22 protein-coding genes and 1 pseudogene are annotated in these 26786 nt (G+C 72.5%); 14 read left to right on the forward strand and 9 right to left on the reverse strand.

The window, feature by feature from the left end; genetic code table 11:
• Positions 1 to 37: 37 nt before the first annotated feature.
• Both ABZ340_RS10640 and ABZ340_RS10645 read right to left on the reverse strand, forming a co-directional pair.
• Positions 38 to 1588 (reverse strand): MFS transporter, encoded by a 1551-nt coding sequence (locus ABZ340_RS10640; RefSeq protein ID WP_358781383.1) that lies wholly within the window; start codon positions 1586 to 1588, stop codon positions 38 to 40.
• 364 nt (positions 1589 to 1952) lie between these two features.
• Positions 1953 to 2771, reverse strand: a complete 819-nt coding sequence (locus ABZ340_RS10645) for a response regulator (protein WP_358781384.1) — start codon at positions 2769 to 2771, stop codon at positions 1953 to 1955.
• 320 nt (positions 2772 to 3091) lie between these two features.
• Here ABZ340_RS10645 and ABZ340_RS10650 point away from each other — a divergent pair, with 320 nt between their 5' ends.
• Genes ABZ340_RS10650 through ABZ340_RS10660 form a run of 3 tightly spaced genes read left to right on the forward strand, consistent with a single transcriptional unit; the run spans position 3092 to position 6124 of the window.
• On the forward strand, positions 3092 to 4078 hold the full coding sequence (locus tag ABZ340_RS10650; RefSeq protein WP_358781427.1) for a tripartite tricarboxylate transporter substrate binding protein: 987 nt from the start codon (positions 3092 to 3094) through the stop codon (positions 4076 to 4078).
• Between the two features lie 56 nt (positions 4079 to 4134).
• Entirely contained in the window at positions 4135 to 4629 is a 495-nt protein-coding gene (locus ABZ340_RS10655; protein WP_358781428.1) for a tripartite tricarboxylate transporter TctB family protein, read from the forward strand.
• A 1-nt stretch (position 4630) separates the two neighbouring features.
• On the forward strand, positions 4631 to 6124 hold the full coding sequence (locus ABZ340_RS10660; RefSeq protein ID WP_358781385.1) for a tripartite tricarboxylate transporter permease: 1494 nt from the start codon (positions 4631 to 4633) through the stop codon (positions 6122 to 6124).
• Between the two features lie 291 nt (positions 6125 to 6415).
• On the opposite strand, the gene ABZ340_RS10665 is transcribed toward ABZ340_RS10660, so the two are convergent.
• Both ABZ340_RS10665 and ABZ340_RS10670 read right to left on the reverse strand, forming a co-directional pair.
• The gene (locus ABZ340_RS10665) at positions 6416 to 6766 is read right to left on the reverse strand and encodes a hypothetical protein (RefSeq protein WP_358781429.1); all 351 of its coding nucleotides are present in this window, start codon (positions 6764 to 6766) and stop codon (positions 6416 to 6418) included.
• Entirely contained in the window at positions 6682 to 7269 is a 588-nt protein-coding gene (locus tag ABZ340_RS10670; protein ID WP_358781430.1) for a transposase, read from the reverse strand. Before ABZ340_RS10670 ends, ABZ340_RS10665 begins: the two co-directional genes overlap by 85 nt.
• A gap of 1133 nt (positions 7270 to 8402) precedes the next feature.
• On the opposite strand from ABZ340_RS10670, the gene ABZ340_RS10675 reads away from it, so the two are divergent.
• The 4 genes and pseudogenes from ABZ340_RS10675 to ABZ340_RS10690 all read left to right on the forward strand — a co-directional run bounded on the left by ABZ340_RS10675 (position 8403) and on the right by ABZ340_RS10690 (position 11454).
• Positions 8403 to 9368, forward strand: coding sequence for a DUF2399 domain-containing protein (locus ABZ340_RS10675; RefSeq protein WP_358781431.1), 966 nt, complete (start codon positions 8403 to 8405; stop codon positions 9366 to 9368).
• A complete protein-coding gene (locus ABZ340_RS10680) occupies positions 9334 to 10305 on the forward strand; it encodes a hypothetical protein (protein WP_358781386.1) in 972 nt (323 codons plus the stop codon). Before ABZ340_RS10675 ends, ABZ340_RS10680 begins: the two co-directional genes overlap by 35 nt.
• Before the next feature lie 200 nt (positions 10306 to 10505).
• Positions 10506 to 10804: pseudogene (locus tag ABZ340_RS10685) on the forward strand (transposase family protein); the annotation flags it as partial.
• Positions 10805 to 10992: 188 nt separating this feature from the next.
• Entirely contained in the window at positions 10993 to 11454 is a 462-nt protein-coding gene (locus ABZ340_RS10690; RefSeq protein WP_358781387.1) for a transposase family protein, read from the forward strand.
• A gap of 427 nt (positions 11455 to 11881) precedes the next feature.
• Here ABZ340_RS10690 and ABZ340_RS10695 read toward each other — a convergent pair whose 3' ends face one another.
• Positions 11882 to 12319, reverse strand: coding sequence for a secondary thiamine-phosphate synthase enzyme YjbQ (locus tag ABZ340_RS10695; protein ID WP_358781388.1), 438 nt, complete (start codon positions 12317 to 12319; stop codon positions 11882 to 11884).
• 92 nt (positions 12320 to 12411) lie between these two features.
• Between ABZ340_RS10695 and ABZ340_RS10700 the strand changes: the two genes are divergently transcribed.
• The gene (locus ABZ340_RS10700) at positions 12412 to 13494 is read left to right on the forward strand and encodes an NAD(P)-binding domain-containing protein (RefSeq protein WP_358781389.1); all 1083 of its coding nucleotides are present in this window, start codon (positions 12412 to 12414) and stop codon (positions 13492 to 13494) included.
• 12 nt (positions 13495 to 13506) lie between these two features.
• Here the strand turns inward: ABZ340_RS10700 and mltG are convergent, their stop codons facing one another.
• Together mltG and ABZ340_RS10710 are read right to left on the reverse strand one after the other, a co-directional pair.
• Positions 13507 to 14379 carry an endolytic transglycosylase MltG gene (mltG, locus tag ABZ340_RS10705; RefSeq protein ID WP_358781432.1) on the reverse strand — a complete coding sequence of 291 codons (873 nt, stop codon included), beginning with the start codon at positions 14377 to 14379 and terminating at the stop codon, positions 13507 to 13509.
• A gap of 49 nt (positions 14380 to 14428) precedes the next feature.
• Positions 14429 to 16231, reverse strand: coding sequence for an ABC transporter ATP-binding protein (locus tag ABZ340_RS10710; protein ID WP_358781390.1), 1803 nt, complete (start codon positions 16229 to 16231; stop codon positions 14429 to 14431).
• 202 nt (positions 16232 to 16433) lie between these two features.
• Here ABZ340_RS10710 and ABZ340_RS10715 point away from each other — a divergent pair, with 202 nt between their 5' ends.
• Positions 16434 to 16901: a MarR family transcriptional regulator gene (locus tag ABZ340_RS10715; protein ID WP_358781391.1), complete on the forward strand. Its 468-nt coding sequence runs from the start codon at positions 16434 to 16436 to the stop codon at positions 16899 to 16901.
• Between the two features lie 231 nt (positions 16902 to 17132).
• Here the strand turns inward: ABZ340_RS10715 and ABZ340_RS10720 are convergent, their stop codons facing one another.
• Positions 17133 to 17882 (reverse strand): hypothetical protein, encoded by a 750-nt coding sequence (locus tag ABZ340_RS10720; protein ID WP_358781392.1) that lies wholly within the window; start codon positions 17880 to 17882, stop codon positions 17133 to 17135.
• Positions 17883 to 18076: 194 nt separating this feature from the next.
• On the opposite strand from ABZ340_RS10720, the gene ABZ340_RS10725 reads away from it, so the two are divergent.
• From ABZ340_RS10725 to ABZ340_RS10740, 4 genes are all read left to right on the forward strand, one after another.
• Positions 18077 to 19972, forward strand: coding sequence for an ABC transporter ATP-binding protein (locus tag ABZ340_RS10725; protein ID WP_358781393.1), 1896 nt, complete (start codon positions 18077 to 18079; stop codon positions 19970 to 19972).
• Positions 19969 to 21783: an ABC transporter ATP-binding protein gene (locus ABZ340_RS10730; protein ID WP_358781394.1), complete on the forward strand. Its 1815-nt coding sequence runs from the start codon at positions 19969 to 19971 to the stop codon at positions 21781 to 21783. The genes ABZ340_RS10725 and ABZ340_RS10730 overlap by 4 nt, the downstream gene beginning before the upstream one ends.
• Positions 21784 to 22278: 495 nt before the next feature.
• On the forward strand, positions 22279 to 22758 hold the full coding sequence (locus ABZ340_RS10735) for a DUF5709 domain-containing protein (protein WP_358781395.1): 480 nt from the start codon (positions 22279 to 22281) through the stop codon (positions 22756 to 22758).
• Positions 22759 to 23001: 243 nt separating this feature from the next.
• Positions 23002 to 23274 carry a type B 50S ribosomal protein L31 gene (locus ABZ340_RS10740; RefSeq protein ID WP_358781396.1) on the forward strand — a complete coding sequence of 91 codons (273 nt, stop codon included), beginning with the start codon at positions 23002 to 23004 and terminating at the stop codon, positions 23272 to 23274.
• Between the two features lie 47 nt (positions 23275 to 23321).
• Here the strand turns inward: ABZ340_RS10740 and ABZ340_RS10745 are convergent, their stop codons facing one another.
• Complete coding sequence (locus ABZ340_RS10745) at positions 23322 to 24116, reverse strand: metal-dependent hydrolase (protein ID WP_358781397.1); 795 nt, start codon at positions 24114 to 24116, stop codon at positions 23322 to 23324.
• A 145-nt stretch (positions 24117 to 24261) separates the two neighbouring features.
• On the opposite strand from ABZ340_RS10745, the gene ABZ340_RS10750 reads away from it, so the two are divergent.
• A complete protein-coding gene (locus tag ABZ340_RS10750; protein WP_358781398.1) occupies positions 24262 to 26775 on the forward strand; it encodes a DUF3516 domain-containing protein in 2514 nt (837 codons plus the stop codon).
• Positions 26776 to 26786 lie beyond the last annotated feature (11 nt).

Below are 26786 nucleotides of genomic sequence, written 5' to 3' on the forward strand. Positions count from 1 at the left end.
AACCTGAGTCCCTGCTGGGAACCTGAGCGCCCCGGCCTCACAGCGGGCCGGGGCTCCTCCCGCCCTGGAGGTGTTCCAGGTCCGAGGGCCGGACCTGGACGACCACGACGGCGATCAGGGCGGCGACCAGGGCGAAGAGCGCCGCCATCACGAAGGCCGCCGACACCCCGGCGGACAGGACCTCGTCGGCCCAGCGTCCGGGCAGTTCCCCCGTGCGCTGGAACCGCATCCGCTCGGCCGGGGTCGCCTGGGCCAGGAAGCGGGGGATCTGCTTCTCGGCCTCGTTGGCGCCGGCCGTGCCGAACATCGTGACCAGGATGGACAGCCCGAGCGATCCTCCGACCTGCTGTGTGGCGTTGAGCAGGCCGGAGGCCGCGCCGGACTCCCGGGCGGAGACACCGGAGAGCGCCATGAGGGTGAGCGAGACGAACTCCATGCCCATGCCCAGGCTGAAGACCAGCATGGGGCCGAGGACGCTGCCCGCGTAGGTGGAGTGGACGTCGGTCAGGGTCAGCCAGGCCAGCCCCGCCGCCGCGAGGACCGCGCCCAGGACCATGAAGGGCTTGGGACCGTACCGGGGCAGGAACCGTGAGGCCAGTCCGGCGCCGATCGCGATGACCGCGCTGACCGGCAGGAAAGCGAGCCCGGCCCGCAGGGGGCTGAAGTCCAGCACGTTCTGCACGAAGAGGGTGAGGAAGAAGAACATGCCGAACATCGCGGCGGCGAGGCACAGCATGATGCCGTAGGTGCCCGCCCGGTTGCGGTCGGCGAACATGTGCAGCGGTGTGATCGGCTGTCCGGACCGCCGCTCGGTCAGCACGAACACCGCGAGGACGACGACGGCCACGGCGAACGAGGCCAGGGTGAGCGCGTCCCGCCAGCCGTCCTGCGCCGCCCTGATGAAGCCGTACACCAGCAGCACCATGCCGATGGTGGAGGTCAGCGCGCCGGTGATGTCGAAGTGGCCCGGGTGCCGCACGGACTCCCTGACCCAGCGGGGTGTGGCGAGGACGATCAGCAGCCCGATGGGGACGTTGACGAACAGCACCCACCGCCAGTTCAGCCACTCGACGAGCATCCCGCCCGCCAGCAGACCGATCGCGCCGCCGCCCGCCGACACCGCGGCGAACACCCCGAAGGCCCGGTTGCGTTCCGGGCCTTCGCGGAAGGTCGTGCTGATCAGGGCGAGGGAGGTCGGGGACGCGATGGCCCCGCCGACGCCCTGGAGAGCGCGGGCGGCCAGGAGTTGGCCCGAGTTCTGGGCGAACCCGCCGAGCAGGGAGGCGAGCACGAAGAGCAGCACACCGAAGACGAACACGCGCCGTCTGCCGAGGATGTCGCCGGCCCGGCCGCCGAGCAGCAGCAGACCGCCGAAGGCGAGTGTGTAGGCGTTGACCACCCAGGACAGGCCGGTGGTGGAGAAGTCCAGCGAGCGCTGGATGTCCGGCAGCGCGATGTTCACGATGGTGATGTCCAGGACCACCATCAGCTGACAGCACGCGATGACCAGCAGTGCCATCACGCTTCCGCCGCCGCCCTCCTGGGCGGTGGCGGGCGGCGCGGAGGTGGGGTGCGGACTGCTGCTCATGGCGCTCGCGCTCCTGAGGGGGCGGGCCCTCGGAAGGGGAGGGGGCGGTGAACGGCCGCGCCGACCTCATCGACCGCGTCGACCGCGGTGTCCACCGTTCGACCGTACGCCCGCGCCCCGGCCGTCACCAGTCGATCACCACGGCCGCCCGGGTGCCGTCGCGGCGGGCGGCGGGCCGGGGCACCGCGCCAGCCGGTCTGCCGCGGCGGTGACGCGCGGGCCGCCCGCCCCGGCCGGCCTCGGGCCCTCACCCTTCGCGAGCCCTCACCCTCCACGAGCCCTCACCCTCCACGGGCTCCCCCCCTCCACGGGCTCCCCCCTCCACGGACTCTCACCTCCACGAGCCCTCCCCCTCCACGAGCCCTCACCCTCCGCGGGTGCCCGGCCCGCACGACGCCCCGGCGCGTGCGCGCGGACCGCGAGTCGCACCACCGGGACCGGTCTCCTCGGGCCGGCCGCGGAACCGGTAGCGGCGTTCGGGCCGGCCGGTCGCGCCGTAGCGCAGGGAGACGTCGGCGTCGCCGACGGTGTGGAAGTACTCCAGGTAACGGCGCGCGCTCACGCGGGAGATGCCCGTCAGGGCCGCGCACTCGCTGGCGGACAGGGAACCGTCGGCGGCGCGCAGGACGCGTTCGACCAGTGCGGCGGTCTCCGTGCTCATGCCCTTGGGCAGGTCCGGGACCGGCGGGGCCGGGGCGGGGGCTCCGGCCAGGACGCGGTCGACATCGGCCTGGCTGCGCACGACCGCGCCGAGCCGTCGGCCCCGCCGGGCGGCGTAGCGCTCCAGGCGGGCCCGCAGGTCGTCGAACTCGAACGGCTTGAGCAGGTAGTCGACGACGCCGTGCCGGACCGCACCGCGCACCGCGTCCGCGTCGCGGGCGGCGCTGACGACCATGATGTCGCAGTCGTGTCCGGCGGAGCGCAACCGGGGGATGACCTCCAGGCCGAAGGTGTCCGGCAGGTACAGGTCGAGCAGTACCAGGCCGGGACGGAGGTCGTCGACGGCGGCGACGGCCTGCTCGCCGGTGCCGGCCACGCCGACGACGCGGAAGGGGGCGACGCGTTCGACGAACGCCCGGTGGATCCGGGCCACCATGAAGTCGTCGTCGACGACGAGCACGTCGATCACACCGGCCGCACCGGACGTCCCGCCCGTGGCCGGTGCTTCCTGCGTGCTGGTCATCGAACTGCTCCTTCCGTTTCTTCCACTCCTTCCGCTCCTCCCACCGGCACGTCGGCCCGACCCGTCGGCCCGGCGCATCGGCTCCGGTCCGGCGGCACGACGGAGGGGCGGCCGGCGCGCCGGACCGCCATGATGGCGCCCCCTCGCGGGGAAGGAAAGGGATATCGGGCGCCCCCGGGAAACCGTGACCTCAATGACCACAACCTCCATTGGTTCCGGAAGGCAGACAGCCCCCGCGCGGACGGGCACCATGTGGCCCTCATCCCCCTGCCCCCAGGGCATCTCTCACCGACAGACGCAACCGACAGGTGGTGGCACTCGTGCGCCTGCGCACCCCCCTCGCCCTGCTCGGGGCCGCCGTGCTCGTCCTCGTGGGACCGCCGCTGCTCTCCGCCGGCGACGGCACCGAGACCGGCACACAGATCCCGGGCCTGCGCCTCATGGTCCCCAACACACCCGGCGGCGGCTACGACATCACGGCCCGTACGGCCGCGAAGGACGCCGAGGACGCCGGCCTCACGCACAACATCGAGGTGTTCAACCTGCCCGGTGCCGGCGGCACCGTCGGGCTGAGCCGGCTGGTGAGCGAGCACGGCAACGGCAGGCTCGCGATGTCGATGGGCCTCGGCGTCGTCGGCGCCGTCCGCTCCAACCACGCCCCCAGGACGCTCGCCGACACCACCCCGATCGCCCGGCTCACCGAGGAACAGGACGTCGTGGTCGTCGGCAGGGACTCCCCGTACCGGACGATCGACGAGCTGATCGGCGCCTGGCGGAAGAACCCCGGCAAGCTTCCGGTGGGCGGCGGCTCCTCCCCCGGCGGGCCGGACCACCTCGCGCCGATGCTGATGGCGCGGGCCGCCGGCATCTCCCCCAAGGCGGTCAACTACATCCCCTTCGACGGCGGCGGCGAGCTGCTCGCCTCGATCCTCGGCGGCAAGGTCGCCTTCGGGGTCTCCGGCGTCGGCGAGTACCTGGACCAGATCAAGGCGGGCGAGCTGCGGGTGCTGGCGGTCACCGGCCCGCAGCGGGTGGCCGAGCTGAAGGACGCGCCGACGCTCAAGGAGTCCGGCTACGACGTGGACTTCACCAACTGGCGCGGCATCGTCGCCCCGCCCGGCCTGTCCGACGCCGAGCGGGACAAGCTGATCCGTCTGGCCGAGGAGCTCCACGACTCCCCCGAGTGGCAGAAGTCCCTGAAGCGCAACGGCTGGGACGACGCGTTCCTGACCGGGAAGAAGTTCGGCGCGTTCCTGGAAGCCCAGGACCAGCGCGTGGTGTCGGTACTGAAGGAGCTGGGACTGTGACGGCACGGACGGACCGCGCGCCGGACGAGGGAAGGACGGCCGGGCGGCGCCCGGGACTGCGCCCCTGGCTGCGCGACCACTCCGAACTCGGCGTCTGCGCCCTGCTGCTGGCGCTCGGCGTGCTCGTCCTGACCGACGCGCTCGCGATGGACGTCGACATCGCCCAGCGCGGCCCGGTCGGCCCCAGGACCGTACCGGCCGCTGTCGGCATCGGCCTGCTCGTCATCGCGGCCCTGCTCGCCGTCGACGTCCTGCGCGGCGGCCGGGGCCGGGCCGAGGGCGGCGAGGACGTCGATCTGTCGGAGCCCGCCGACTGGCGCACCGTGCTGCTGCTCGCCGGGATCTTCCTCGGCGCGGCCGTCCTCATCGAACCCGCCGGCTTCCCCGTCGCGGGCGCCCTGCTCTTCTGGGGTGCGGCCTTCGCGCTCGGCAGCCGCCGCCTCGACCGGGACCCGCTGATCGCGGCCGTGCTGTCCCTGGTCACCTACGCCGTCTTCGACAAGCTGCTCGGAGTGCCGCTGCCCGGCGGCCCGCTGATGGGAGTGCTGTGACATGAACGCCCTGACCTCCCTCCTGGACGGCTTCGGCACGGCCCTCACCCCGCTCAACCTGCTGTGGGCCGCGCTCGGCGTGCTGCTCGGCACGGCGATCGGCGTCCTGCCGGGCATCGGCCCCGCGATGGCGGTCGCGCTGCTGCTGCCGGTGACGTACGGGCTCGACCCGACCGGCGCGTTCATCATGTTCGCGGGCATCTACTACGGCGCGATGTTCGGCGGCTCGACCACGTCGATCCTGCTCAACACCCCTGGTGAGAGCGCCGCCGTCGTCGCGGCCATGGAGGGCAACCCCATGGCCAAGTCGGGGCGCGGCGCCCAGGCGCTCGCGGCCGCCGCCATCGGTCACTTCGCGGGTGGCCTGATCGGCACGGTCCTGCTGGTGGCGCTCGCGCCGACGGTCGCGGACCTGGCGGTGGACATCGGCGCGCCGGACTACTTCGCCCTGATGGTGCTGGCGTTCATCGCGGTGACGTCCGTGCTGGGCTCCTCCCGCGTCCGCGGCCTGGCCTCCCTGCTGATCGGCCTCACCATCGGCCTGGTCGGCCTGGACCAGATGACCGGGCAGCAGCGCCTGACCTTCGGCTCCCTCCAGCTGGCCGACGGCATCGACGTGGTGATCGTCGCGGTCGGTCTCTTCGCGATCGGCGAGGCCCTGTGGGTCGCCGCCCATCTGCGGCGCCGGCCGGCCGAGCCGATCCCGGTGGGCCGGCCCTGGCTGGGCCGCGCCGACGTGCGGCGGACGTGGAAGTCCTGGCTGCGCGGCCCGTTCATCGGCTTCCCGTTCGGCGCGATCCCGGCGGGCGGCGCCGAGATCCCCACCTTCCTGTCGTACGTCACGGAGAAGCGCCTGTCGAAGCACCAGGACGAATGGGGCAAGGGCGCGATCGAGGGCGTCGCGGGCCCGGAGTCGGCCGCCTCGGCCTCGGCGGCGGGCACCCTGGTCTCCATGCTGACGCTCGGCCTGCCGACCACGGCGGTCGCGGCGGTGATGCTGGCCGCCTTCCAGCAGTACGGCATCCAGCCGGGGCCCCTGCTGTTCGAGCGCGAACCCGACCTGGTGTGGGGCCTGATCGCGTCCCTCTTCGTCGGCATGGTGCTGCTGCTCGCCCTCAACCTGCCGCTGGCACCCCTGTGGGCGAAGCTGCTGCGCATCCCGCGCCCCTATCTCTACGCGGGCATCCTCTTCTTCGCGGCCATCGGCGCCTACGCGGTCGGCGGCGAGGTCGTCGACCTGGTGATCCTGCTGGTCATCGGCCTGGTCGGGTTCGGCATGCGGCGCTACGGCCTGCCGGTGCTGCCCGCCGTCATCGGCGTCATCCTCGGCCCGGGCGCCGAACAGCAGCTGCGGCGCGCCCTGCAGATCAGCGACGGCAGCGTCACGGGCCTGGTGAACACGCCGTTCGCGGTGACGGTGTACGCGGTGATCGCACTGCTGCTGGCGTGGCCGCTGGTGAGGCGGGCGGCGAGCCGGGGCCGGACCGGAGTCTGACCTCCGCCGCCCGCCCCCGCCCTGGGCTGCTCAAAAGGCCGCCGGTGACGTGGAGCGCGTCACCGGCGGGCGGGCCGAGGCGGGCCGGCGGGATCGACGATGTGGATGCCGGAAAGATCGAGGCCGTGCGGGCGGGATGCGGTCCGCAGCGGCGTGGAATCGGCCGGGGCTGCGGCCGCCCTTGCCGCCCCTGGCCTCGACGGCGCGCGGTCCGCCGCGGGTCGGCTCGCGCCGGAGGTCGCTTCGCCGCCGAGGGTGCCTTCCGTTGCCGACAGGCGCCGACTCCGCCGATCACGAGTCCGTACGCGCTCCTGTTCTCGGGCGAAGCGCGTCGACGAGGAGGTCGAGCAGGCGGTCGGTCCGCTCTTGAGGAGCACCGTCCGTGATGGCGACGAACACGCCGATGAGCGGTGTGGTGATGTCGTCGGGGTCGATGTCCGCACGGAGGGTGCCCGCCGCGACGCCCTGTTCGAGGATGGCGGCGATCGTGGCGGTGACGCGCTCTCGCGAGGGAGTGGCGATGCGCCCGGAGGCGAATCCGGTGCGCAGGGTGTCCATCATCCCGCGCTTGGTGGCCACGAAAGCGGCGTAACGGCCCATCCAGGCCCGCAGGGCGATGTCGGCGGGGTGCCGGTCGAGCAGGGCCGGGACGCTCTCGGTGACGGCATCGAGTTCGGTGGCGTAGACGGCGTCGACGAGGTCTTCGCGGGTGGGGAAGTGGCGGTGAACCGTGAGGTCATCGCCCCTTTGCTGCCGCGACGCCAGGTCACCTCGGCGAACCGGCCGGCACCGGCCTCGACCGCGAGGACGGAGACGGCCCGTGGCGGGGCGCGGTAGCAGGGCAGCGTGGGCGGACCGAGACCGCCGTAGGCGGGCCGGTGCGGCCGGGCGTCCTCCGGGTGGGCGGCCTCCTTCCCGGTCAGCGCCAGGACGTAGGACAGCCCTCGCTCCCGGGGCCCGGTCCCGAAGGGGGTGCTGACGCCGTAGCCGGCATCGGCGACCACGACCGGCGCCTTCGGCTGCCAGTCGGCGAGTCTGCCGAGCAGGCCGGGCGCCAGACGCCACTTCTCCTGGCGGGCGACCTCGTCGGGGGCTCCTTGCCCCGCGGCGGCGGTCCGGCTCGTCCGTCCACTCGCGCGGCAGATACAACTGCCGGTTCAGCGGGCAGGAGGCGGTGCCGGCGGCCGTGTGCACGCTGACCGCGGTCTGGCAGTTCGCCCGTTTACCGACCGCGCCGCAGTACTGCCGGGCCACCCCCACCGACGCGGTGCCGCGCTTGAGGAACGACACGTCGTCGACCACCCACACCCCGGGCGTGATCACCTCCGACAGCCGCTCGGCGATCCGCCGCCGCATCGGCAGCGGATCCCACGGCGACTGGTTCACGAACTGCTGCAGGGCCTGCATGTTCCCGTCCGGCAGCCGCTCGGCCATCGGCTGGACCGGCTTCCGCCGGCCGTCCGGCATCAGGCCCGCAGACAATACGCGCCCCACCGCCGCCGATCCCGCCGCGGCAACGACCCGAACACATCCGCAGCGAACCCCGCCAGCTCACCCCGGAGCCGTTTCACCTCCCCCAGCTTCACTTTGGGAGGCTGCCCACCACCAGCCGGGATCACTCGACGTAACGAAGCACTACCAGGCGGCGCGACGCGGACGGTGAACCGCCTTCGGCGGCAACGCCGAGGCACGACAGCGGTTCACGACAACGGTTTACGACAGGCCCAGTCGGCTACGCGGGGCCCGCTGCCTGGCTCCGCCCCGGCGATCTCCTCGACGCGGCCGCGATCGGAACACCCTCGCCCACGCCTCCGCGCAAGTAGCCAAACCCGCGAACAGTGCCGACGGCCCTGACCAGCCCTCGGCGCTTGTCCGCGCAGGCGGCTTCTGCGTCCCCAGCCGTCAGGATGAGGCGGAAGCCGCCTCCGCACGCCCCAGAAGGATCTACAGCACCACACCGGCAACGGCCGAACACCCCACGTAATAACGCGGATATGAAAGCACCCTCGCCCGGTTCCTCGTCGGCCACCGGCGACGACGGGGCGCGGAGGCGGCTGGACGCGTCCGCCTACCTCGGCGCGCCCGAGCGGCTGGAGCACCTGGCGATCATGCGGGTCTTCTGCGGGACCCTGCTGGCAGATCCGGCCGTCCCGGACGTCCTGGCGAAGTTCGTCAGGACGGGGTCCTGCCGCCGGGCTCGACGCCGACACCCTCACCGTCCGGCTGGAGCAGCTGGTGCGGTGGGGGGGGGGGGAACCTGTTGCGCAGCAGCCACACCGTGAGGGCGTCCAGCATCAGCGAGTACCAGCGGTCCCGTGCTCGCTACCAGCTGTCGAAGCCGGGCGAGCGCATCCAGCGGGACGCCGATGCTGCCTTGGCCGAGGCGGACGCCGCCCGTGCGGTGAGCAACGAGTCGATCCACATCCGTGAGAATCCGTGCGTGGTGGAGGCCGCGGCGGACGCCGCCTGCCTTCGGCCGCTGGTGTGCACCTCCGGCAGCGCCGCCACGGTGGTCCTCATGCCGCTCGACGCCCTCGCCGCCACCGGCTGCCGTTTCGCGTACCACGGCGATTTCGACTGGCCGGGCATCGTTCTGGCGAACCGGATCATCCGCCGTTACGGAGCCCTGCCCTGGCGCATGGGTGCCGAGGACTACGAGCGCCTGGCCGCTCGAAGTCGGTCCGAGGGAATCCCGCAGCCTCCGCTCGGCGGACAGCCCGTCAGCGCGGCCGGGGACCCGCGTCTCTCCCCCTCCATGACCGCCCTCGGCGTCGCGCTCCACGAGGAGGCCGCCCTTGACCTTCTGGTGGACGACCTTTCAGGTCGATCGCAGGAAGGACTTGGGACACGCGGCGGATACCCGGGGTCCGAGCCCAGGTTCTGGGAGCCACCCGGGAGCCGCCGCGCTCTCCGGGCCCCTCCATCCAACCCTGCGAAAAGGCTCATCGCGAGGCAAGTCATACGACCCATCGGCCGGTCGCGGCGCACATCGGCGGCCGGTCGCGCGGGACCAACAGTGGAACGCCCTACGGTCGTGAGGCTCTTTCGCTATTGTCCCGGTTGGCGTCCGTCCGCAGCGCGGACTGTGGGAGGACCTGGGTTGGACGGCAGGGGGGTGCGGTGTGCTGAGCGAGAGCGACGTTCTGAACGCTGTACGGCAGCATGTCCAGGACCAAGCGGGAACTTCCGGACTGAGTCTGCCGGACACGGTGGAAATCACCTGGTTCTCCCTCCTGGAGGGTGAGACCGTGCGATGCATCGAGAGCAGGAAAGAAGCCCCGCAGGAGCATTACGGCTCGATCGATCTGTCGAGCCGGCCGGTCTATGACGACCTGGGCAATTACCACGTGGCGCCGCCGAAGAGCCCAGAGGAGAAACTGACGCTGAAGCTGGTGCGACGCGGAACGGTGGTCGACGAGTCATGTTCGTGCAGTAACGGCAAGGTGCCTTGCCCCCGCTGTAGCGGCCGGGGCGATCTGCCCTGCGAGGAGTCGGTGATCTGCCCGGCCTGCCGCGGTGTGGACTCCTGTCTGCGCTGTGACGGCACCGGAACCAAGATCCGAAAGCTCCCCGAGGACCGCGGCCCGGTGGACGAACGTACTCTGTGCCGGCGCTGCGGGGAACGAGACGCCGCGTGTACCACCTGTCATGGCAGGGGCCGCGTCACCTGCTCCCAGTGCGGCGGCAGAGGACAGCGCAGCTGCCCCGACTGCAACCGCGCCGGAACCCAGGACCATGAAAAATGCAGAGGCGCTGGCCGGATCGTGACGTGGACCGAGGGCACCATCTCCCGGACTCCGAAGAAGGACACGGTAAGAAAGCCCGAAGCAGGCATGCCGGACCGTGTCCGGAAGGCGGCTCACGAAAGCGGCCACTGGTACACCATGCATCTGAACGACGATCAGCCTGTGCCCGCGGACGCGACCAGCGAGTTCCGCCGTGCTGTACAGCCGTACCTGTCACCGGTCAAAGGTGAGATCGCATGGCAGGCAACGTTCAAACACCTGAAACTGGCGCGCGCGGTGGCACCGCAGCACCCGCACCGTGTCTACTACGTCATTCCCACGGCCGGTTCGCCCAGGGTGGTCATCCTGCCTTCGCAACGGCGCCTCTGGCAGATCGCCGCAGTGGTTCTCGGGGCCCTCGTAGCACTGATCACGCTTCTGCGCCTGTTGTCGTGACCGTGCCTGAGCAGGCACCGGCCAAGTGTGCGCAACCAAACCACTGCCGCCGGGCAGTCCGCGCACATGCTGAGCACAGCCCGGTCTCCCCGTCACCTTGGATTCCCCTGGCACCGGTCACCCCTCCCCCGGAACACAAGTGCGGCGTGCGGAAGACGGCCGGCTCCCAGTGTGGCGGCAGAGGACAGCGCAGCCCCCGACTGCGATCGCGCCGGAAGACGGCGTCGGAGCCCTCCTGGACAGCCCCCGTTCACGGGGCTGAGCCCGCGGCAGTTCGGCAAGCGGGGCACCCGCGCTGCGCCGCGAGGGCGCGGATCCGGTCCGCAAGGGCCGGCGCCGGAGCCTGTCACGGGCGGAACGGGTCCTGCCGGTCGCCGCGTACTGGCGCACGAACCTCACTCTGCGGCAACCGGCTCCGCCGTTCGGGGTGCCGAAGACGGCCGTGGGCCGCATCATCGACCATCTCGGCCCGTCGCTCGCGCTCCAGCAGCGCAAGCGGGCCGTGGGCACCGGCGCGAAGCACCGGCTGGTCTTCGTCGACCGGCTCCAGGCCCCCTTGTGCACCTTTGGCACGTGGCCCCACGACGTGCTCGCCTGCTGGTTCGACGTGGACCGCTCCACCATCACCCGGGCCGTCGACGAGGTGCGGCCCTGCTCACCGAGCGAGGGCGCACCGTCAGCCCCGGAGTGCGGCCGCGGACCCTGGCCGAGGTCGTCGGCCACCTCGGCGCCGGCGGCAGGACCGGGATCGTCGATGGAACCGAGATCCGGCGGCCGGCCGCCGGACGCAAGGACCGGGACACGTTCCTCTGTGGCAAGAGCAAGCAGAACACCGTCAAGTCCATGGTGCTCACGGCCGGGGAGGGCCGGCTGCTCTTCTGCAGCCCGGCCAGACCCGGAAGCTGTACGGACATCGCCCACGCCCGCCGGCCAGGGCAGGTCGAGCTCCTGGTCAGCGGTCCCGCCGTGGAGTTTCTCGCCGATGCCGGCCGCCAGGGGCCGGGCGCCCAGACCAGCGGCCGGGTGGTGACACCACCGCACCGCAAGTACAAGAAGAACGCTCCGGACCGGTACGAGCAGATGTATGAACGACGGCGCGGGCACATTCCTCACGACACATCCGCGTCGAGCGCGGCATTTCCCATCTGACGAACTGACGGGCGCCGACCCGCCACCTTGGCCGCCGTGAGCACATGAGCGACATCGTCCAAGCCATCGTCCGCCTGCTGTCCCATCAGCAGGCCGCGAACCTGCCGTCGGCGCGGTAGAGGTGAACACCGAGCCCTGCCGCCCTCCTCGGCGTCTCCCTGCCTGCCGTGCACGAGTTCGTCAGCCGCAGAGGGGCTCCTCGAACGGCAGCATCTCCAGGAGTGGGTGATCGACAACCCTCATGTCCTGGGCGGGTCGGTACTCGTGATCACCGCGGAGTTCGACCGGAGGGCCGTCGCTGACGGGGGTGCCGGCACGGGACCGACTGGACGTCCTCGGGCTGAACGCCACCGGCCGCCTCGTCGTGGACGAGCTGAAGCGAGGAACGGCCGACCGGGATGCTGTGGCCGGGCATCACCCCTACAGTTCAGATCTCGCCGGCGCCGCCGAGGAACGACAGCCGTACCTTGCGGTCGGGGTTGTCCCGGTTGGTGTCCACCAGGCACACCGACTGCCACGTCCCCAGTTCCAGCCGTCCGCCCAGGACCGGCAGGGTCGCGTGGGGTGGGACGAAGGCGGGCAGGACGTGGTCGCGGCCGTGGCCGGGGCTGCCGTGGCGGTGCTGCCAGCGGTCGTCGGCGGGCAGGAGGGTGTGCAGGGCGGCCAGGAGGTCGTCGTCGCTGCCCGCGCCCGTCTCGATGACGGCGATCCCGGCCGTGGCGTGCGGGACGAAGACGTTGAGGAGGCCGTCGCGGCCGGCGGCCGCCTCGCGCAGGAAGGACTCGCAGTCGCCGGTGATGTCGACGACCCTCTCCCGGGAGCCGGTGGCGACGTTCAGGACGCGGGTGGTGAAGGCATCTGACATGGTTCCCATCCTGACGCATGCGCCGGACTCCGGCCGGGAGGGGCCGGGCAGGGGGCGGGAAGATCCGTGGCCGGGACACTGTTGGTAGAAACGTGAACAACACGCGTGAGGTCGAGGTCGTCGTCGTCGGCGCGGGCCAGGCGGGCCTGTCCGCCGCCTTCCACCTGCGGCGCACGGGGTGGGAGCCGGAGCGTGACTTCGTCGTGCTCGACCGCTCCCCCGGCCCCGGCGGCGCGTGGCAGTTCCGCTGGCCGTCGCTGACGTACGGCAGGGTGCACGGCATGAACTCCCTGCCGGGGATGGAACTGACCGGCGCCGATCCCGCGCGGCCGTCCGCCGAGGTGGTCTCCGAGTACTTCGCCGCGTACGAGCGCGCCTTCGGCCTGCGGGTGCGGCGGCCCGTCGACGTGCGGGCGGTGCGCGAGGGGGACGGTGGCCGGCTGCGGGTGGAGACGTCGGCCGGGGTGTGGACGGCGCGGGCGCTGATCAACGCGACCGGCACCTGGGAGAGGCCGTTCTGGCCGCGCTATCCGGGCCAGGAGACGTTCCGGGGGCGCCAGCTGCACACCGCGCAGTACGCCGGGCCGGAGGAGTTCGCCGGGCAGCGGGTGGTCGTGGTCGGCGGGGGCGCCTCGGGCACGCAGCACCTGCTGGAGATCGCCCCGTACGCCGCGGCCACCACGTGGGTGACCCGGCGTCCGCCCGTGTTCCGGGAGGGACCGTTCGACGAGAACGCCGGCCGGGCGGCGGTCGCGCTGGTGGAGGAGCGGGTACGGCGGGGGCTGCCGCCCGGGAGTGTGGTGTCGGTGACCGGGCTGCCGCTGAACGACGCGATCCGGCGGGGCATCGCGGACGGGGTCCTGGACCGGCGGCCCCTGTTCGAGCGGATCACGCCCGACGGGGTGGAGTGGGCGGACGGACGGCGCGTGGCGGCCGACGTCATCCTGTGGGCGACCGGATTCCGTGCCGCCCTCGGCCATCTGGCACCGCTGCGCCTGCGCGAGCCGGGCGGCGGCATCCGCGTGGAGGGGACGCGCGCGGTCGCCGACCCGCGGATCCATCTGGTCGGTTACGGGCCGTCGGCCAGCACCATCGGCGCCAACCGGGCGGGCCGCGCGGCCGTACGGGACATCAGGCGGCTGACGACGGCCGGGCCGGAGGCGGTCGCCGCGTGACGCTCCGCCGGGTCAGCGGGCCGCCGCGGACGCGCTGCGCTGGTGGCGGTTGAACTCCTCGACGTTGCGCTGGTGTTCGCGGTAGTCGGCGGTGAAGCGGGTGTCGCCCGGCTTGACCGTGACGAAGTACAGCCAGTCGCCCGGCGCCGGGCTGATCGCGGCGCGCATCGCGGCCTCGCCGGGGTTGTCGATGGGCGTGGGCGGCAGGCCCATGCGCTGGTAGGAGTTGTACGGGCTGTCGATCCGCGTGTCCTTGACGGTCGTCCGCAGCGTGGAGCGGTTCAGCGCGTAGTTGAGGGTGGAGTCCATCTGGAGCGGCATGCCGCGCTCCAGGCGGTTGAAGATCACCCGGGCGACCTTGCCCATGTCCGCCTCGTCGGCGGCCTCGGCCTGCACGATGCTGGCGATGGTGACCGCCTGGTAGACGTTCATGGCGTTGCGCTGGGCGCCGGCGGCGATGGGGGCGCCGTTGAACTTCTTGTCGGCCGTGTCGACCATGGCGGTCAGCAGCTTCTCCGGCGTTGCCTTCTCGTCGAGCGGATACGTCGCCGGGAAGAGGTACCCCTCGGGGTTGCCCTCCGCGTCGTTCGGCAGCCTCAGGTGCGCCTTGGCGAGGGACTTCCGGGTGGTCCCGGGCGGCAGGGCGAGGGCCTTGTCGACGGCCTGGTAGACCTGGCTCGCGCGCCATCCCTCGGGAATCACCAGGGAGGTCGGCCGGGCCTCCTCCTCGTCGCCCAGGGCCAGCAGCGGCACCGCCACGGCGGTGCCGGCCACGACGGCTCCGGTCGCGATCAGGACGAGGCGGCCCCGGCGCGTCAGCCGGATCGTGTTCCTCGTGCTCGCCGTGGTCGTCGTGGTCGTCGTGCTCCGTGACGGGGTGTTCATCTGCATGCGGGCACGGTAACCCTCGAATCACCGCAAACCCGGCATATCTTCATCTTGTCAGGTCCAGTCGGGCGTCCCGGCGGACCAGCGCCGCGTAGCGCCCGTCCCGCTCCAGCAACTCCTCGTGCGTGCCCCGCTCGGCCACCCGCCCCGCGTCGAGGACCACGATCTGGTCGGCGCCCCGGACGGTGGACAGGCGGTGCGCGATGGTGATGGTGGTGCGGTGGGCGGACAGGGCGTCGACGGCCTCCTGGACGGCGGCCTCGGTACGGGTGTCCAGGGCACTGGTCGCCTCGTCGAGGACGAGGACGGGCGGGTCGCGCAGGATGGTGCGGGCGAGGGCCAGGCGCTGTTTCTCGCCGCCGGAGAAGCGGTGGCCGCGCTCGCCGACGACGGTGTCGTAGCCGTCGGGCAGGGACGCGATGCGGTCGTGGATCTGGGCCGCCTGCGCCGCCGCGACCAGTTCGTCGTCGGTGGCGTCGGGTTTGGCGAAGCGCAGGTTGTCGGCGACCGAGGCGTGGAAGAGGTACGTCTCCTGCGAGACGACGCCGACCGCGCGGGCGAGGGTGTCGAAATCCAGGTCGCGCACGTCGACCCCGTCGAGGGTGACCCGGCCGCCGGTCACGTCGTACAGGCGCGGCACCAGGTGGCCGAGGGTGGACTTGCCGGCGCCGGTCGGGCCGACGACCGCGAGGCTGCCGCCCGCCGGGACGGTGAGGTCGATGCCGTCGAGGACGGGAGCGTCCTGGCCGTCGTAGCGGAACTCGACGTTCTCGAAGCGGACCTCGCCCTTGATCCGGTCGAGGTGGACGGGGTCCTTCCGTTCGGTGATGTCGATGGGGAGGTCGAGGTACTCGAAGATGCGCTGGAAGAGGGCGAGCGAGGTCTGGATCTGCACGCCGGTCGACAGCAGGCTCACGGCCGGGCGGAACAGGCCCTGCTGGAGCGAGACGAAGGCGACGATGGTGCCGAGGGAGACGCCGGGGCCGCCGAAGTGGAGCGCCAGGCCCGCGGCCCAGTAGATGACGGCGGGCATCGCGGCCATGACGATCGTGATGACGGCCATCCGCCAGCGGCCCGCCATGCTGGACCGCACCTCCAGCTCGACCAGGCGTTCGGACTCGTCGGAGAAGGCGCGGGTGAGCGAGTCGGCGCGACCCATGGTGCGGCCGAGCAGGATGCCGCTGACGGAGAGCGACTCGGTGACCGCGGCGGCCATCGCGGCCATCTGCTTCTGCCGCTGGGTGGTGATCTTCCGGCGTTCGCTGCCGACGCGGCGGCTGATCCAGACGAAGACGGGAAGCAGGACGAGGGAGACGACGGTCAGCCGCCAGTCGAGGGCGACCATCGCGACGACGGTGGCGACCACGCTGGTGAGGTTGGAGACCAGGGAGGTGGCCGTGGAGGTGACGGTGGCCTGCATGCCGCCGATGTCGTTGGCGATGCGGGACTGCACCTCGCCGGTGCGGGTCCGGGTGAAGAACGCGAGCGACATGCGCTGCAGGCGGCCGTAGACCGCGGTGCGCAGGTCGTGCATGACGCGCTGGCCGACCGTCGTCGAGATCAGCGTCTGGAGCACGCCGAAGACGCTGGTGAGGACGGCGCTGAGGATCATGCCCAGGGCGAGCAGGCCCAGCAGGCCCGTGCGCCCCTCGGGGATCGCGACGTCGAGGATCTCCTTCAGCAGGAAGGGCGTGGCGACCGAGACCAGCGACGAGGCGGCGACCAGCAGGCCGACGACCGCCAGTCGGCCGCGGTAGGGGCGGAAGAGCCGCAGGATACGGCGCACCTGCCGGGGCTGTTCCGCGGCGTCGGCGGGCGGGGTCCAGGTCGGCTGGTGATCGGGATGCATGGGCTCCTACGGGGGATGGAGGATGAGGGATGGGGCGACGGGTGGAGGAGTGGGCGGCCACCAGACCGCCGACCCCACAGGTACCGCCGGCCCCGCGGATATCGCGGATGCTGCGGGTACTGCGGGTACTGCGGCACCCTGACGGACCTTAGCTCATTGTTACCTATACTCACAATGAATGTCGTGCTGATATCGTTCCCCCATGACCAGCCCCGACCCCGACGGCCTGCTCGCCGAGCAGTTGCTGCGGCTCACCCGCCGGGTGCACCGCATCCAGAAGCGCCACCTGGAACAGCGCGACCTCGGCATCACGCCGGCCCAGTCCCGGCTGCTGCGCACCCTGGCGCACTATGCCTCGCCGCCCCGCATGGCCGATCTGGCACAGCGGCTGGAGGTCGTGCCCCGGGCCGTGACGACGCTGGTCGACGGGCTGGAGGCAGCCGGGAAGGTGCGCCGGGTGCCGGATCCGGCCAACCGCCGGGTCATCCGGATCGAGCTCACCGCCGACGGCCGCACGGCCCTGCGTGAGCTGCGCCGCGCCCGCAGGTCGGCCGCGGAGGAGATCCTGGCGCCCCTGACGGGCGAGCAGCGCAAGGCGCTCGGGAGGCTGCTGGACACGCTGATCGACGGGGCGCCGGTACGGGACTGCGGCGGCGGCGCGTCCGTGTGACGGGAGACGGCCGGTGACGGGACCATGGGCCGGGAAATGGTCGGTGGCGCGTCCGTAGCCCGGGAAACGGTCGGTGACGGGCCCGCGGACCGGAAGACGGCCGACGGCGGGCCCGCGGACCGATGGCCCCTGTGAAGAAGCCCGACGGCGTCGAGGCGTCCGGCCCGGGGACCCGGGCGGTCGTGTCGGCGGCCTGCGGCCCCCGGGAAGGGGCCGGCGGCTCTGCCGCGGTTACGCCTTCAGGTGCGCCTTGTCCCCCATCACCACGACCGGGTTCAGATCCGGGTCGAGTGTCCGCAGCAGGTACTCCATCGCCGGCTTGGGCAGGCTGACGCAGGCCGACGTGCCGCTGCCGTGGTCGAGATGGAGCCAGATCCCGCCGCCCGCGGCGGAGCCATCGGGCCGGGCCGGATCGTTCGGCGGGGTGCCCTCGACGCGGTTGTAGTCGATGGCGATGACGTAGTCGAAGTCGTGCCAGTACGCCTTGTCCCACCAGCGTGGGGCCGCGAAGGCGGCGGACCGGGTGTACGGCAGCCGGGAACCCGGGTCCGGGAGGACGCCGCCCGCGTCGCTGAGCGTGAACACGCCGACGGGGCTGCGCTTGTCGCCCTCGTGGTGGTGCGTCGTCCAGCCCTTCGTGCCGTTGTGCGCCGCCCAGTTCCGCGTCCGGTGCCAGGAGGAGCCGTCCTTCGTGTACAGCACGACGGTGGACTCGGCGGAGTCCTTGCCCTCGCCGTACACCGCGACGACCTGCCGGGAACCGGCGGGGATACGCCCGTGGAGCCGGTCGCCGACGCCCGGGATGCGCGTCGTACCGGCCGTCGCCGGTGACGTACGGACCGTCCCGGCCGCACCCCGGGTCCCCATGCCGTCCGCCCGCGTCCGTCCGTCGGCCGCCCCGCCGCAGCCGGCCAGAGCCGCCAGCAGGCAGCCGAGAACCGCCGGCGCGATCGCCGTACGCCGTGCACCGCATGTCCGCATCACCCCATCGTCGCATCACGTTCCGGGCCGCGATCCGGGCCCCCGCGGCCACCGTCCGGCGCGCGGCAGCCGATTCTGTGCGGCCCCGTGGAAAACCGTTTGATTTCGACCACGCCGCGACCCGAACCTTGGACGGCTCGCTGCCGCTTGATGCCGTGTCGCGCGGCACCCCCGACCCGAGCCGCTGGGATGTCATGCAGATCCAAGACCTTCCGTTTCCCGATCCGGGCGTGCCGGACGCGCGTTCGGGCCCCCGCTTCCTCCGGTGGCTCTTCCGCAACCAACTGGGCGGTCAGCTCAAGTCCCTGGCCTGGGGCCTGCTGCACTTCGCCGCCGTCTCGGCGCTGCCGTTCTGCGTCGGCCTCGCCGTCCAGGCCGTCGTCGACCGCTCCGGCACCCGGCTCGCGCTCGCGGGCGCCCTGATGGCCCTGTGCTGCGTCGCCAACGCGGTCGGCGACACCTTCCTGCACCGCGCCGCGGTCACCAACTGGATCACCGCGGCGGCCCGCGTCCAGCAGCTGCTGGCCCGCAAGACCGCGCTGCTCGGCTCGGCGCTGACCCGGCGGGTGGCGGCCGGTGAGGTCGTCGCCGTCTCCACGGGCGACGTCGAGAAGATCGGCTGGTTCGTGGAGGCCGTCTCCCGCTTCACCGCCGCCGCCCTCACCATCGTGCTGGTCTGCGTGAGCCTGCTCGTCTACCAGCCCGCCCTCGGCGTCGTCGTCGCCGTCGGCCTGCCGGTGCTGGCGCTCGCCGTGCTGCCCCTGCTGCCCCGGGCGACCCGACGGGCCGACATTCAGCGGGAGAAGGCGGGCCGCGCCACCGAACTGGCCTCGGACACCGTCGCCGGACTGCGCGTGCTGCGCGGCATCGGCGGCGAGGAACTCTTCCTCGACCGCTACCGCCGCGCCTCCCAGGAGGTCCGCCACGCCGCCGTGCGCAGTGCCCGCATGTGGTCCCTGATCGCCGCGATCCAGGTGGTCCTGCCGGGCCTGCTGCTGATCGCGGTGGTCTGGTACGGCGTGCATCTGGCCCGCGAGGGCCGGATCGGCGTCGGCGAGCTCGTCACCGTCTACAGCTCGGTCATGCTGCTCACCTACCCGCTGCGGCACTTCGAGGAGATCGCCATGGCGTACTCCTTCTCCCGCCCCTCGGCCAAGCGGGCGGCGCGCGTGCTGTCGCTGGAGCGCGCCACGGACACCGGCGGGTCCCGCGCCGCCGAGGTGCCCTCCGGAGACCTGTACGACCCGGCCTCCGGCCTGCTCGCCCCGGCCGGCCGGCTCACCGCCGTGGTGTGCGGCGACCCGGACGCGGCCGGCCGGCTCGCGGAACGGCTCGGCGGGCACGCCTCCGAGGAGGGCACCTCGGCGCTGCTGGGCGGCGTACCGCTCGACGAGCTCCCGCTGGACTGCGCCCGCACGGCCGTCCTGGTCCAGGACAAGGATCCGGTGCTGCTCTCGGGCACCCTGCGGGAGCTGCTCGACGTGCCCGCGTCCGGCGACGTCGGCGCCGAGGAGGCACTGGCGGCGGCCCAGTGCGAGGACGTGCTGGCGGCGCTCGTGCAGAGCTCGCTCGGCGCCGAGGACCCGATGGACGCCCGCATCACCGAACGGGGCCGCTCCCTCTCGGGCGGCCAGCGCCAGCGGCTCGCCCTGGCCCGGTCCCTGCTCACCGACCCGGAGGTGCTCGTCCTGGACGAACCGACCTCCGCCGTGGACTCCCACACCGAGGCACGGATCGCGCAGGGCGTACGGGAGCTGCGGGCGGGGCGCACCACCCTGGTCTTCACCTCCTCCCCGCTGCTGCTGGACCGCGCCGACCGGGTCGTCTTCCTGTACGAGGGCGAGGTGGCGGCGGTGGGGGGCCATCGCGACCTGCTGCGGACCGAACCGCGGTACCGGGCGGTGGTGACCCGGGAGACCGACGACGAGTCCGTCTCCGCGAACGGTGCCGGTGGCCTCGGCGGTGCCGGCGGCGTCCGCGACGCCACCGGCGTCCACGGTCCCGACGTCCGCGGTGTCCACGGCGCCCACGGCGCCCACGGCGTCCACGGCGTTTTGAAGGAACTCGAAGAGATCGAGGAGACGGCATGATCGGCGTGGCGCCCCCGTCGTACGACCCGGCGGCCCCGACGACGGCGAGCACCCTGCCCGTCGGCGCCCCCGCGACCGTACGCGCCTACGTGGCGGAACTGCTGCGCCGGCACCGCCGCGCGTTCCTTCTCCTCGTCACCGTCAACACCATCGCCGTGGTCGCCTCGATGACGGGGCCCTGGCTGCTGGGCGGCCTGGTCGAGCGGGTGTCCGACGGAGCCCGCGAGCTGCACCTGGGGCTGACGGCGACGCTGTTCGTCGTCGCCCTCGTGATCCAGGCGGCGTTCGTGCGCCAGGTCCGCCTGCGGGGCGCGATGCTCGGCGAGCGGATGCTGGCCGACCTGCGCGAGGACTTCCTCGTCCGGTCGGTCGGGCTGCCACCGGGCGTCCTGGAGCGAGCCGGCACCGGTGATCTGCTGTCCCGCATCACGACGGACATCGACCGGCTCGCCAACGCCATGCGCGAGGCCGTCCCCCAGCTGGCGATCGGCGTGGTGTGGGTGGTCCTGCTGCTGGGCGGTCTGGTGGTCACCGCGCCGCCGCTGGCGCCCGCCGTGCTGCTCGCCGTGCCGCTGCTGGTGATCGGCTGCCGCTGGTACTTCCGGCGGGCGCCCGCCGCCTACCGCTCGGAGGCCGCCGGATACGCCGCCGTCGCCGCCGCGCTCGCCGAGACCGTGGATGCCGGCCGCACCGTCGAGGCCCACCGCCTCGGTGCCCGCCGGATCGAGCTGTCGGAACGCCGGATCCAAGAGTGGACGGCGTGGGAACGCTACACGCTCTGGCTGCGGTCGGTGCTCTTCCCCGTCGTCAACATCACGCACGTCACGGTGATGGCTTCCGTCCTGATGATCGGCGGCGTGTTCGTCCTCCAAGGATGGATCGGCGTCGGTCAGCTGACCACGGGCGCACTGATCGCCCAGATGCTGGTCGATCCGGTCGGCCTGATCCTGCGCTGGTACGACGAGCTGCAGGTGGCGCAGGTGTCGCTGGCCCGGCTCGTCGGCGTCCGGGACATCGAGCCGGACGCCGGTGACGGCGCCCTGGTGCCCGACGGGCGTGACCTGCACGCCGACCGGGTGAGGTTCGGCTACCGCGAGGGCGTGGACGTCCTGCGCAAGGTGTCCCTGGAGGTGCCCCCCGGCACCCGGATGGCACTGGTCGGCCCCTCCGGCGCCGGCAAGTCCACCCTGGGCAGGCTGCTCGCCGGCATCTACGGGCCGCGGGAGGGCCGGATCACCCTGGGAGGCGCCGAACTGTCCCGGATGCCCGCCGAACGGGTCCGCTCGCACGTCGTCCTCGTCAACCAGGAGCACCACGTCTTCGTGGGTTCCCTGCGCGACAACCTCCGGCTCGCCCTCCCCCACGCCCGGCTTCGCCCGGACGGGGACACTTCCGCCGGCGGCGACGCCGAACTGTGGGCGGCCCTCGGCGCGGTCGGCGCCGACGGCTGGGCCCGGGCCCTCGACGACGGCCTGGACACCGAGGTCGGCTCGGGCGGGGTGGCGCTCACCCCGGCCCAGGCCCAGCAGATCGCGCTGGCCCGGCTGGTGCTGGCCGACCCGCACACCCTGGTCCTGGACGAGGCGACGTCCCTGCTCGACCCACGGGCGGCACGCCACCTGGAGCGGTCCCTGGCCCGCGTCCTGGACGGCCGTACGGTGGTCGCCATCGCCCACCGCCTGCACACCGCCCATGACGCGGACGTCATCGCCGTCGTCGAGAACGGCCGGATCAGCGAGCTCGGCAGCCACGACGAGCTGGTCGCCGCGGACGGCGCCTACGCGGCGCTGTGGCGCTCCTGGCACGGCTGACCGGGCGGACACGGACGGCGCCCTGGCGGACGCGGACGGCCGGTGGGGCACGGACGGGCGGGCGGACACGGACGGCAGCCGGTCGTACGCGAAAGGCGACCGGGCGGACGCGGACGGCCGACGAGGCGCGGACGGGCGGGCGGACACGGACGGACGGCCAGGTACGGACAGACGGGCGGACACGGACGGACGGCCAGGTGAGGGCGAGCAGGCGGGCGCGTCCGCGCCGCGCAGGTGCCCCGCCCGGCAGCGGGAGCCGGCCGGTACCGGGTGCCCGCCGTCAGGGCCTGGGCCGGAAACGCGGGTCCCCGGCCCGGGCCCGTGCCGTTGCGCGGTGCCGAACGGGGGTGGAAGGCTGGTGGGAGGCACCGGCTCGGGGAGTGCCCGGGAACCGCGCGGTTCGGCACCGGGCGGCGCCTGTGCCCCGTGCAGCAGCGGCGGCCCGCCGCGGTCCGCGGTGACGAGGGGCCCGTCCCCACCCCCCTGGAGGTACCCGTGAACAGCGCCGACGGATGGGGAGACGACGTCTACCAGCCCGACAGGTCCGAGCAGAGGGAGGACACGGGGCTGCTCGACTCGGAGGACACCCTGGAGTACGACGGCGTCGACGATCCCCTCGACCGGGGCTGGTCCCCGCCGGAACGTCCCTGGGCGGTGGAGCACACCGGTGTGACGGCCGCCGAGCGCCGGGAGGGCGAGACCCTGGACCAGCGGCTCGCCGAGGAGCTCCCGGACACCGTCACTCCCGACGGCGACGGCCTCGGCGACTGCCAGGACACGGACGGCGAGCTCCTGGACAACGAGGTCGGCGCGGCCCGCTCCGGCCGGCTCGTGGCACCCGACCAGGGGGCGCACGAGGACGAGGAGCCCGCGCTGGTCGCCACCGACGTGGGCATCGACGGGGCGGCGGCCTCCGCCGAGGAAGCTGCGATGCACATCGTCGACGAGGACACACTCCCCCGCGGAGCGGGGTGAGCCCGAAGAACCGGCCGAACACGCAGAACCGGCCGACCCCGCCGGACCTGCCGGACCCGCCGGCCGGGCAGGTCCGGCCGGCCCGGCCGGTGCCGCGGGCCCCACAGGCCCCAAGCGGGCCGGGGCTTCCCTCGCCCCCACCGGTTCCCCGAGTCCCGCCGTCGCCGTGCCGCCGCAGCCGCGGCCCGTGCCGTACGAGCCGGTGCCGTACAAGCCCATGCCCATGCCATCCGAGGAGGATCCATGCAGCAGGACAAGCACCCGGACTACCACCCCGTCGTCTTCCGCGACCGCGCCGCCGGGTACGCCTTCCTCACCCGGTCCACCGCGACCAGCGACCAGACCATCGAGTGGGACGACGGCGAGACCTACCCGGTGGTGGACGTGGAGATCTCCTCGGAGAGCCATCCGTTCTACACGGGCAAGGCACGGACGGTGGACACGGAGGGCCGCGTCGCCCGTTTCGAGCGGCGCTACGGCGGCGGCGAGAGCCAGGGCGCCGGCGGCGCGGGCTGAGCGGCGTGCCCCGGCGCGGCGCCGGCCCGTGGGTGCCGGCCGGGCCGTCAGATGACGTTGAGCGCCGCCGCGCCGCCCACTCCGCCGAGCACCATGAAGGCCGGCATCAGGACCTTGAGCTCGACCCAGCTGCCCGCCCGGAACCGCATGCCCTTGGGCGGGCCGAGCGGGTACCAGCGCTTGCGGCCCACCGGGATCGGCCACAGGATCGGGCAGCCCGAGACGGTCAGCGCGTCCCCGATGTCGTGCACCAGCGCGCCCAGCACCACCGGCAGCCCCAGCCACAGGTACTCCTGGCCCGGCGCCGTGAACAGCCAGTCCGAGCCGCCCTCCGGCTTGTCCAGGACGCCCGCCAGGATCCACGCGCTGGTGGCGGCCAGCAGCCAGACCAGGACGTCGCTGCTGGAGCCGCGGGCCGCCCGCCACAACAGGCCCTCGATGGCCAGCACCATGTGCACGAAGAGGATCGCCAGCACCGCCCAGCGGCCGCCCGTGATCGCCAGGACCGAGGTGCCCACGCCGATCAGGACCGCCCACACCCAGGTGTGGGTGAGCGTGCGGTGGCCGCCGGAGCGGCGTGGGTCGCCCTGCTTCTTCGTGGCCTTGTAGACGGCGTACGACAGCTTGTCGACGATCTCGCACAGCCCTCGCGAGACGGGACCGAAGGCCCGCGAGATCGTGGCCGCCTTGTGGTCCAGGTCCGGGGCGAGCGCGGCGCCGGCGCAGACCAGGGCGCCGCACAGCAGGACCGGCCAGGGCATCGGGTGCCCGGCCGCGGCAGCGGCCGCTCCGACGCCGAGCCAGGCGGCGGCGCCCGACAGTGAGTGTGCTGGTCCCATCATCGCCGTTGCCCGCCCCATTCCTCGTGTGCCGCTGTTCAGTTGACCGGGTCCGCTCACGCGCCGTCGTCGGCACAGCGTAACCTTCGTGATCTTCGAGCCCGCATCCGATTCCCGCATCGGGGCTCGGGCCAGGCAAGATGGGGGCGTGACCCTCATCGATCAGCTGCCGCCGACCGCCGACCCCGACGCCCTCTACGAAGCCTTCGAGTCGTGGGCGCAGGAGCGGGGTCTCACGCTCTACCCCCATCAGGAGGAAGCCCTGATCGAGGTGGTCTCCGGCGCGAACGTGATCGTGTCGACGCCCACCGGCTCCGGCAAGAGCATGATCGCGGCGGGTGCCCACTTCGCGGCGCTGGCCCGGGACGAGGTGACCTTCTACACGGCTCCGATCAAGGCGCTGGTGTCGGAGAAGTTCTTCGAGCTGTGCAAGCTGTTCGGCACCGAGAACGTCGGCATGCTGACCGGCGACGCCTCCGTGAACGCCGACGCCCCCGTGATCTGCTGCACCGCCGAGGTGCTGGCGTCGATCGCGCTGCGGGACGGCAAGCACGCGGACGTCGGCCAGGTCGTCATGGACGAGTTCCACTTCTACGCGGAACCGGACCGCGGCTGGGCGTGGCAGATCCCGCTGCTGGAACTGCCGCAGGCGCAGTTCGTCCTGATGTCGGCCACCCTCGGTGACGTCTCCTTCTTCGAGAAGGACCTCGCGCGCCGCACCGGCCGCCCCACGGCGGTGGTCCGCTCGGCGACCCGTCCGGTGCCGCTGTCCTACGAGTACCGGTACACGCCGCTCACGGAGACGCTCACCGACCTGCTGGAGGCGAGGCAGGCCCCCGTCTACATCGTGCACTTCACGCAGGCGCAGGCGGTGGAGCGGGCGCAGGCGCTGATGAGCATCAACATGTGCACGCGGGAGGAGAAGGACAAGATCGCCGAGCTGATCGGCAACTTCCGCTTCACCACCAAGTTCGGCCGCAACCTCTCCCGCTACGTGCGGCACGGCATCGGTGTGCACCACGCCGGCATGCTGCCCAAGTACCGGCGCCTGGTGGAGAAGCTGGCGCAGGCCGGCCTGCTGAAGGTCATCTGCGGCACGGACACGCTCGGCGTCGGCGTCAACGTGCCGATCCGCACGGTGCTGTTCACGGCGCTGACCAAGTACGACGGCAACCGTGTGCGCACGCTGCGCGCCCGTGAGTTCCACCAGATCGCCGGCCGGGCCGGTCGCGCGGGCTTCGACACGGAGGGCTTCGTCGTCGCCCAGGCTCCCGAGCACGTCATCGAGAACGAGAAGGCGCTCGCCAAGGCGGGCGACGATCCGAAGAAGCGCCGCAAGGTGGTGCGCAAGAAGGCTCCCGAGGGCTTCGTCGGGTGGACGGAGAAGACCTTCGAGAAGCTCATCGAGTCCGAGCCGGAGCCGCTGACGTCCCGTTTCCGGGTGACGCACACCATGCTGCTGTCGGTGATCGCCCGGCCCGGCAACGCCTTCGAGGCGATGCGGCATCTGCTGGAGGACAACCACGAGCCGCGCAAGCAGCAGTTGCGGCACATCCGGCGGGCCATCGCCATCTACCGTTCGCTGCTGGACGGCGGCATCGTCGAGAAGCTCGACCAGCCGGACGCCGAGGGCCGCATCGTCCGCCTCACCGTCGACCTCCAGCAGGACTTCGCGCTGAACCAGCCGCTGTCCACCTTCGCGCTGGCCGCGTTCGAACTGCTCGACCCCGAGTCGCCGTCCTACGCCCTGGACATGGTGTCGGTCGTGGAGTCGACGCTGGACGACCCGCGGCAGATCCTGGCCGCCCAGCAGAACAAGGCGCGCGGCGAGGCCGTCGCCGCCATGAAGGCGGACGGGGTGGAGTACGAGGAGCGCATGGAGCGCCTCCAGGACATCACCTACCCCAAGCCGCTGGAGGAGCTGCTCTTCCACGCGTACAACACCTACCGCCGCAGCCACCCCTGGGTCGGCGACCATCCGCTGTCGCCGAAGTCGGTCGTGCGGGACATGTACGAGCGGGCGCTGTCCTTCACGGAGCTGGTCTCCTTCTACGAGCTGGCCCGCACCGAGGGCATCGTGCTGCGCTACCTCGCCAGCGCCTACAAGGCCCTGGAGCACACCATCCCGGACGACCTGAAGTCCGAGGACCTGCAGGATCTGATCGAGTGGCTCGGCGAGACGGTGCGCCAGGTCGACTCCAGCCTGCTCGACGAGTGGGAGCAGCTCGCCAACCCGGAGGAGATGACCGCCGAGGAGGCGCAGGAGCAGGCGGACCAGGTCAAGCCGGTCACCACCAACACCCGCGCCTTCCGCGTGCTGGTGCGCAACGCGATGTTCCGCCGGGTGGAGCTGGCCGCCCTCGACCAGGTCGGGGAACTGGGCGAGATGGACGCCGAGTCCGGCTGGGACGCGGACGCCTGGGGCGAGGCGATGGACAAATACTGGGACGAGTACGACGAGCTGGGCACCGGTCCCGACGCCCGTGGCCCGAAGCTGCTGATCATCGAGGAGGAGCCGCAGAACGCTCTGTGGCGCGTCCGGCAGATCTTCGACGACCCGCGCGGCGACCACGACTGGGGCATCAGCGCGGAGGTCGATCTGACCGCCTCCGACGCGGAGGGACGCGCTGTCGTCCGCGTCACCGACGTCGGTCAGCTGTGAGCACAGGAGAA

The organism is Streptomyces sp. NPDC006134, assembly GCF_040628835.1.
GTDB lineage: Bacteria > Actinomycetota > Actinomycetes > Streptomycetales > Streptomycetaceae > Streptomyces.

What these genes read in the sequence shown, in the direction of transcription:
- ABZ340_RS10640 (WP_358781383.1), bottom strand. Translation starts at nt 1,588, where the DNA reads ATGAGCAGCAGTCCGCACCCCACCTCCGCGCCGCCCGCCACCGCCCAG.
- ABZ340_RS10645 (WP_358781384.1), bottom strand. Translation starts at nt 2,771, where the DNA reads ATGACCAGCACGCAGGAAGCACCGGCCACGGGCGGGACGTCCGGTGCG.
- ABZ340_RS10660 (WP_358781385.1), top strand. Translation starts at nt 4,631, where the DNA reads ATGAACGCCCTGACCTCCCTCCTGGACGGCTTCGGCACGGCCCTCACC.
- ABZ340_RS10695 (WP_358781388.1), bottom strand. Translation starts at nt 12,319, where the DNA reads ATGTCAGATGCCTTCACCACCCGCGTCCTGAACGTCGCCACCGGCTCC.
- mltG (WP_358781432.1), bottom strand. Translation starts at nt 14,379, where the DNA reads ATGAACACCCCGTCACGGAGCACGACGACCACGACGACCACGGCGAGC.
- ABZ340_RS10710 (WP_358781390.1), bottom strand. Translation starts at nt 16,231, where the DNA reads ATGCATCCCGATCACCAGCCGACCTGGACCCCGCCCGCCGACGCCGCG.
- ABZ340_RS10715 (WP_358781391.1), top strand. Translation starts at nt 16,434, where the DNA reads ATGACCAGCCCCGACCCCGACGGCCTGCTCGCCGAGCAGTTGCTGCGG.
- ABZ340_RS10720 (WP_358781392.1), bottom strand. Translation starts at nt 17,882, where the DNA reads ATGCGGACATGCGGTGCACGGCGTACGGCGATCGCGCCGGCGGTTCTC.
- ABZ340_RS10725 (WP_358781393.1), top strand. Translation starts at nt 18,077, where the DNA reads ATGCAGATCCAAGACCTTCCGTTTCCCGATCCGGGCGTGCCGGACGCG.
- ABZ340_RS10730 (WP_358781394.1), top strand. Translation starts at nt 19,969, where the DNA reads ATGATCGGCGTGGCGCCCCCGTCGTACGACCCGGCGGCCCCGACGACG.
- ABZ340_RS10740 (WP_358781396.1), top strand. Translation starts at nt 23,002, where the DNA reads ATGCAGCAGGACAAGCACCCGGACTACCACCCCGTCGTCTTCCGCGAC.
- ABZ340_RS10745 (WP_358781397.1), bottom strand. Translation starts at nt 24,116, where the DNA reads ATGATGGGACCAGCACACTCACTGTCGGGCGCCGCCGCCTGGCTCGGC.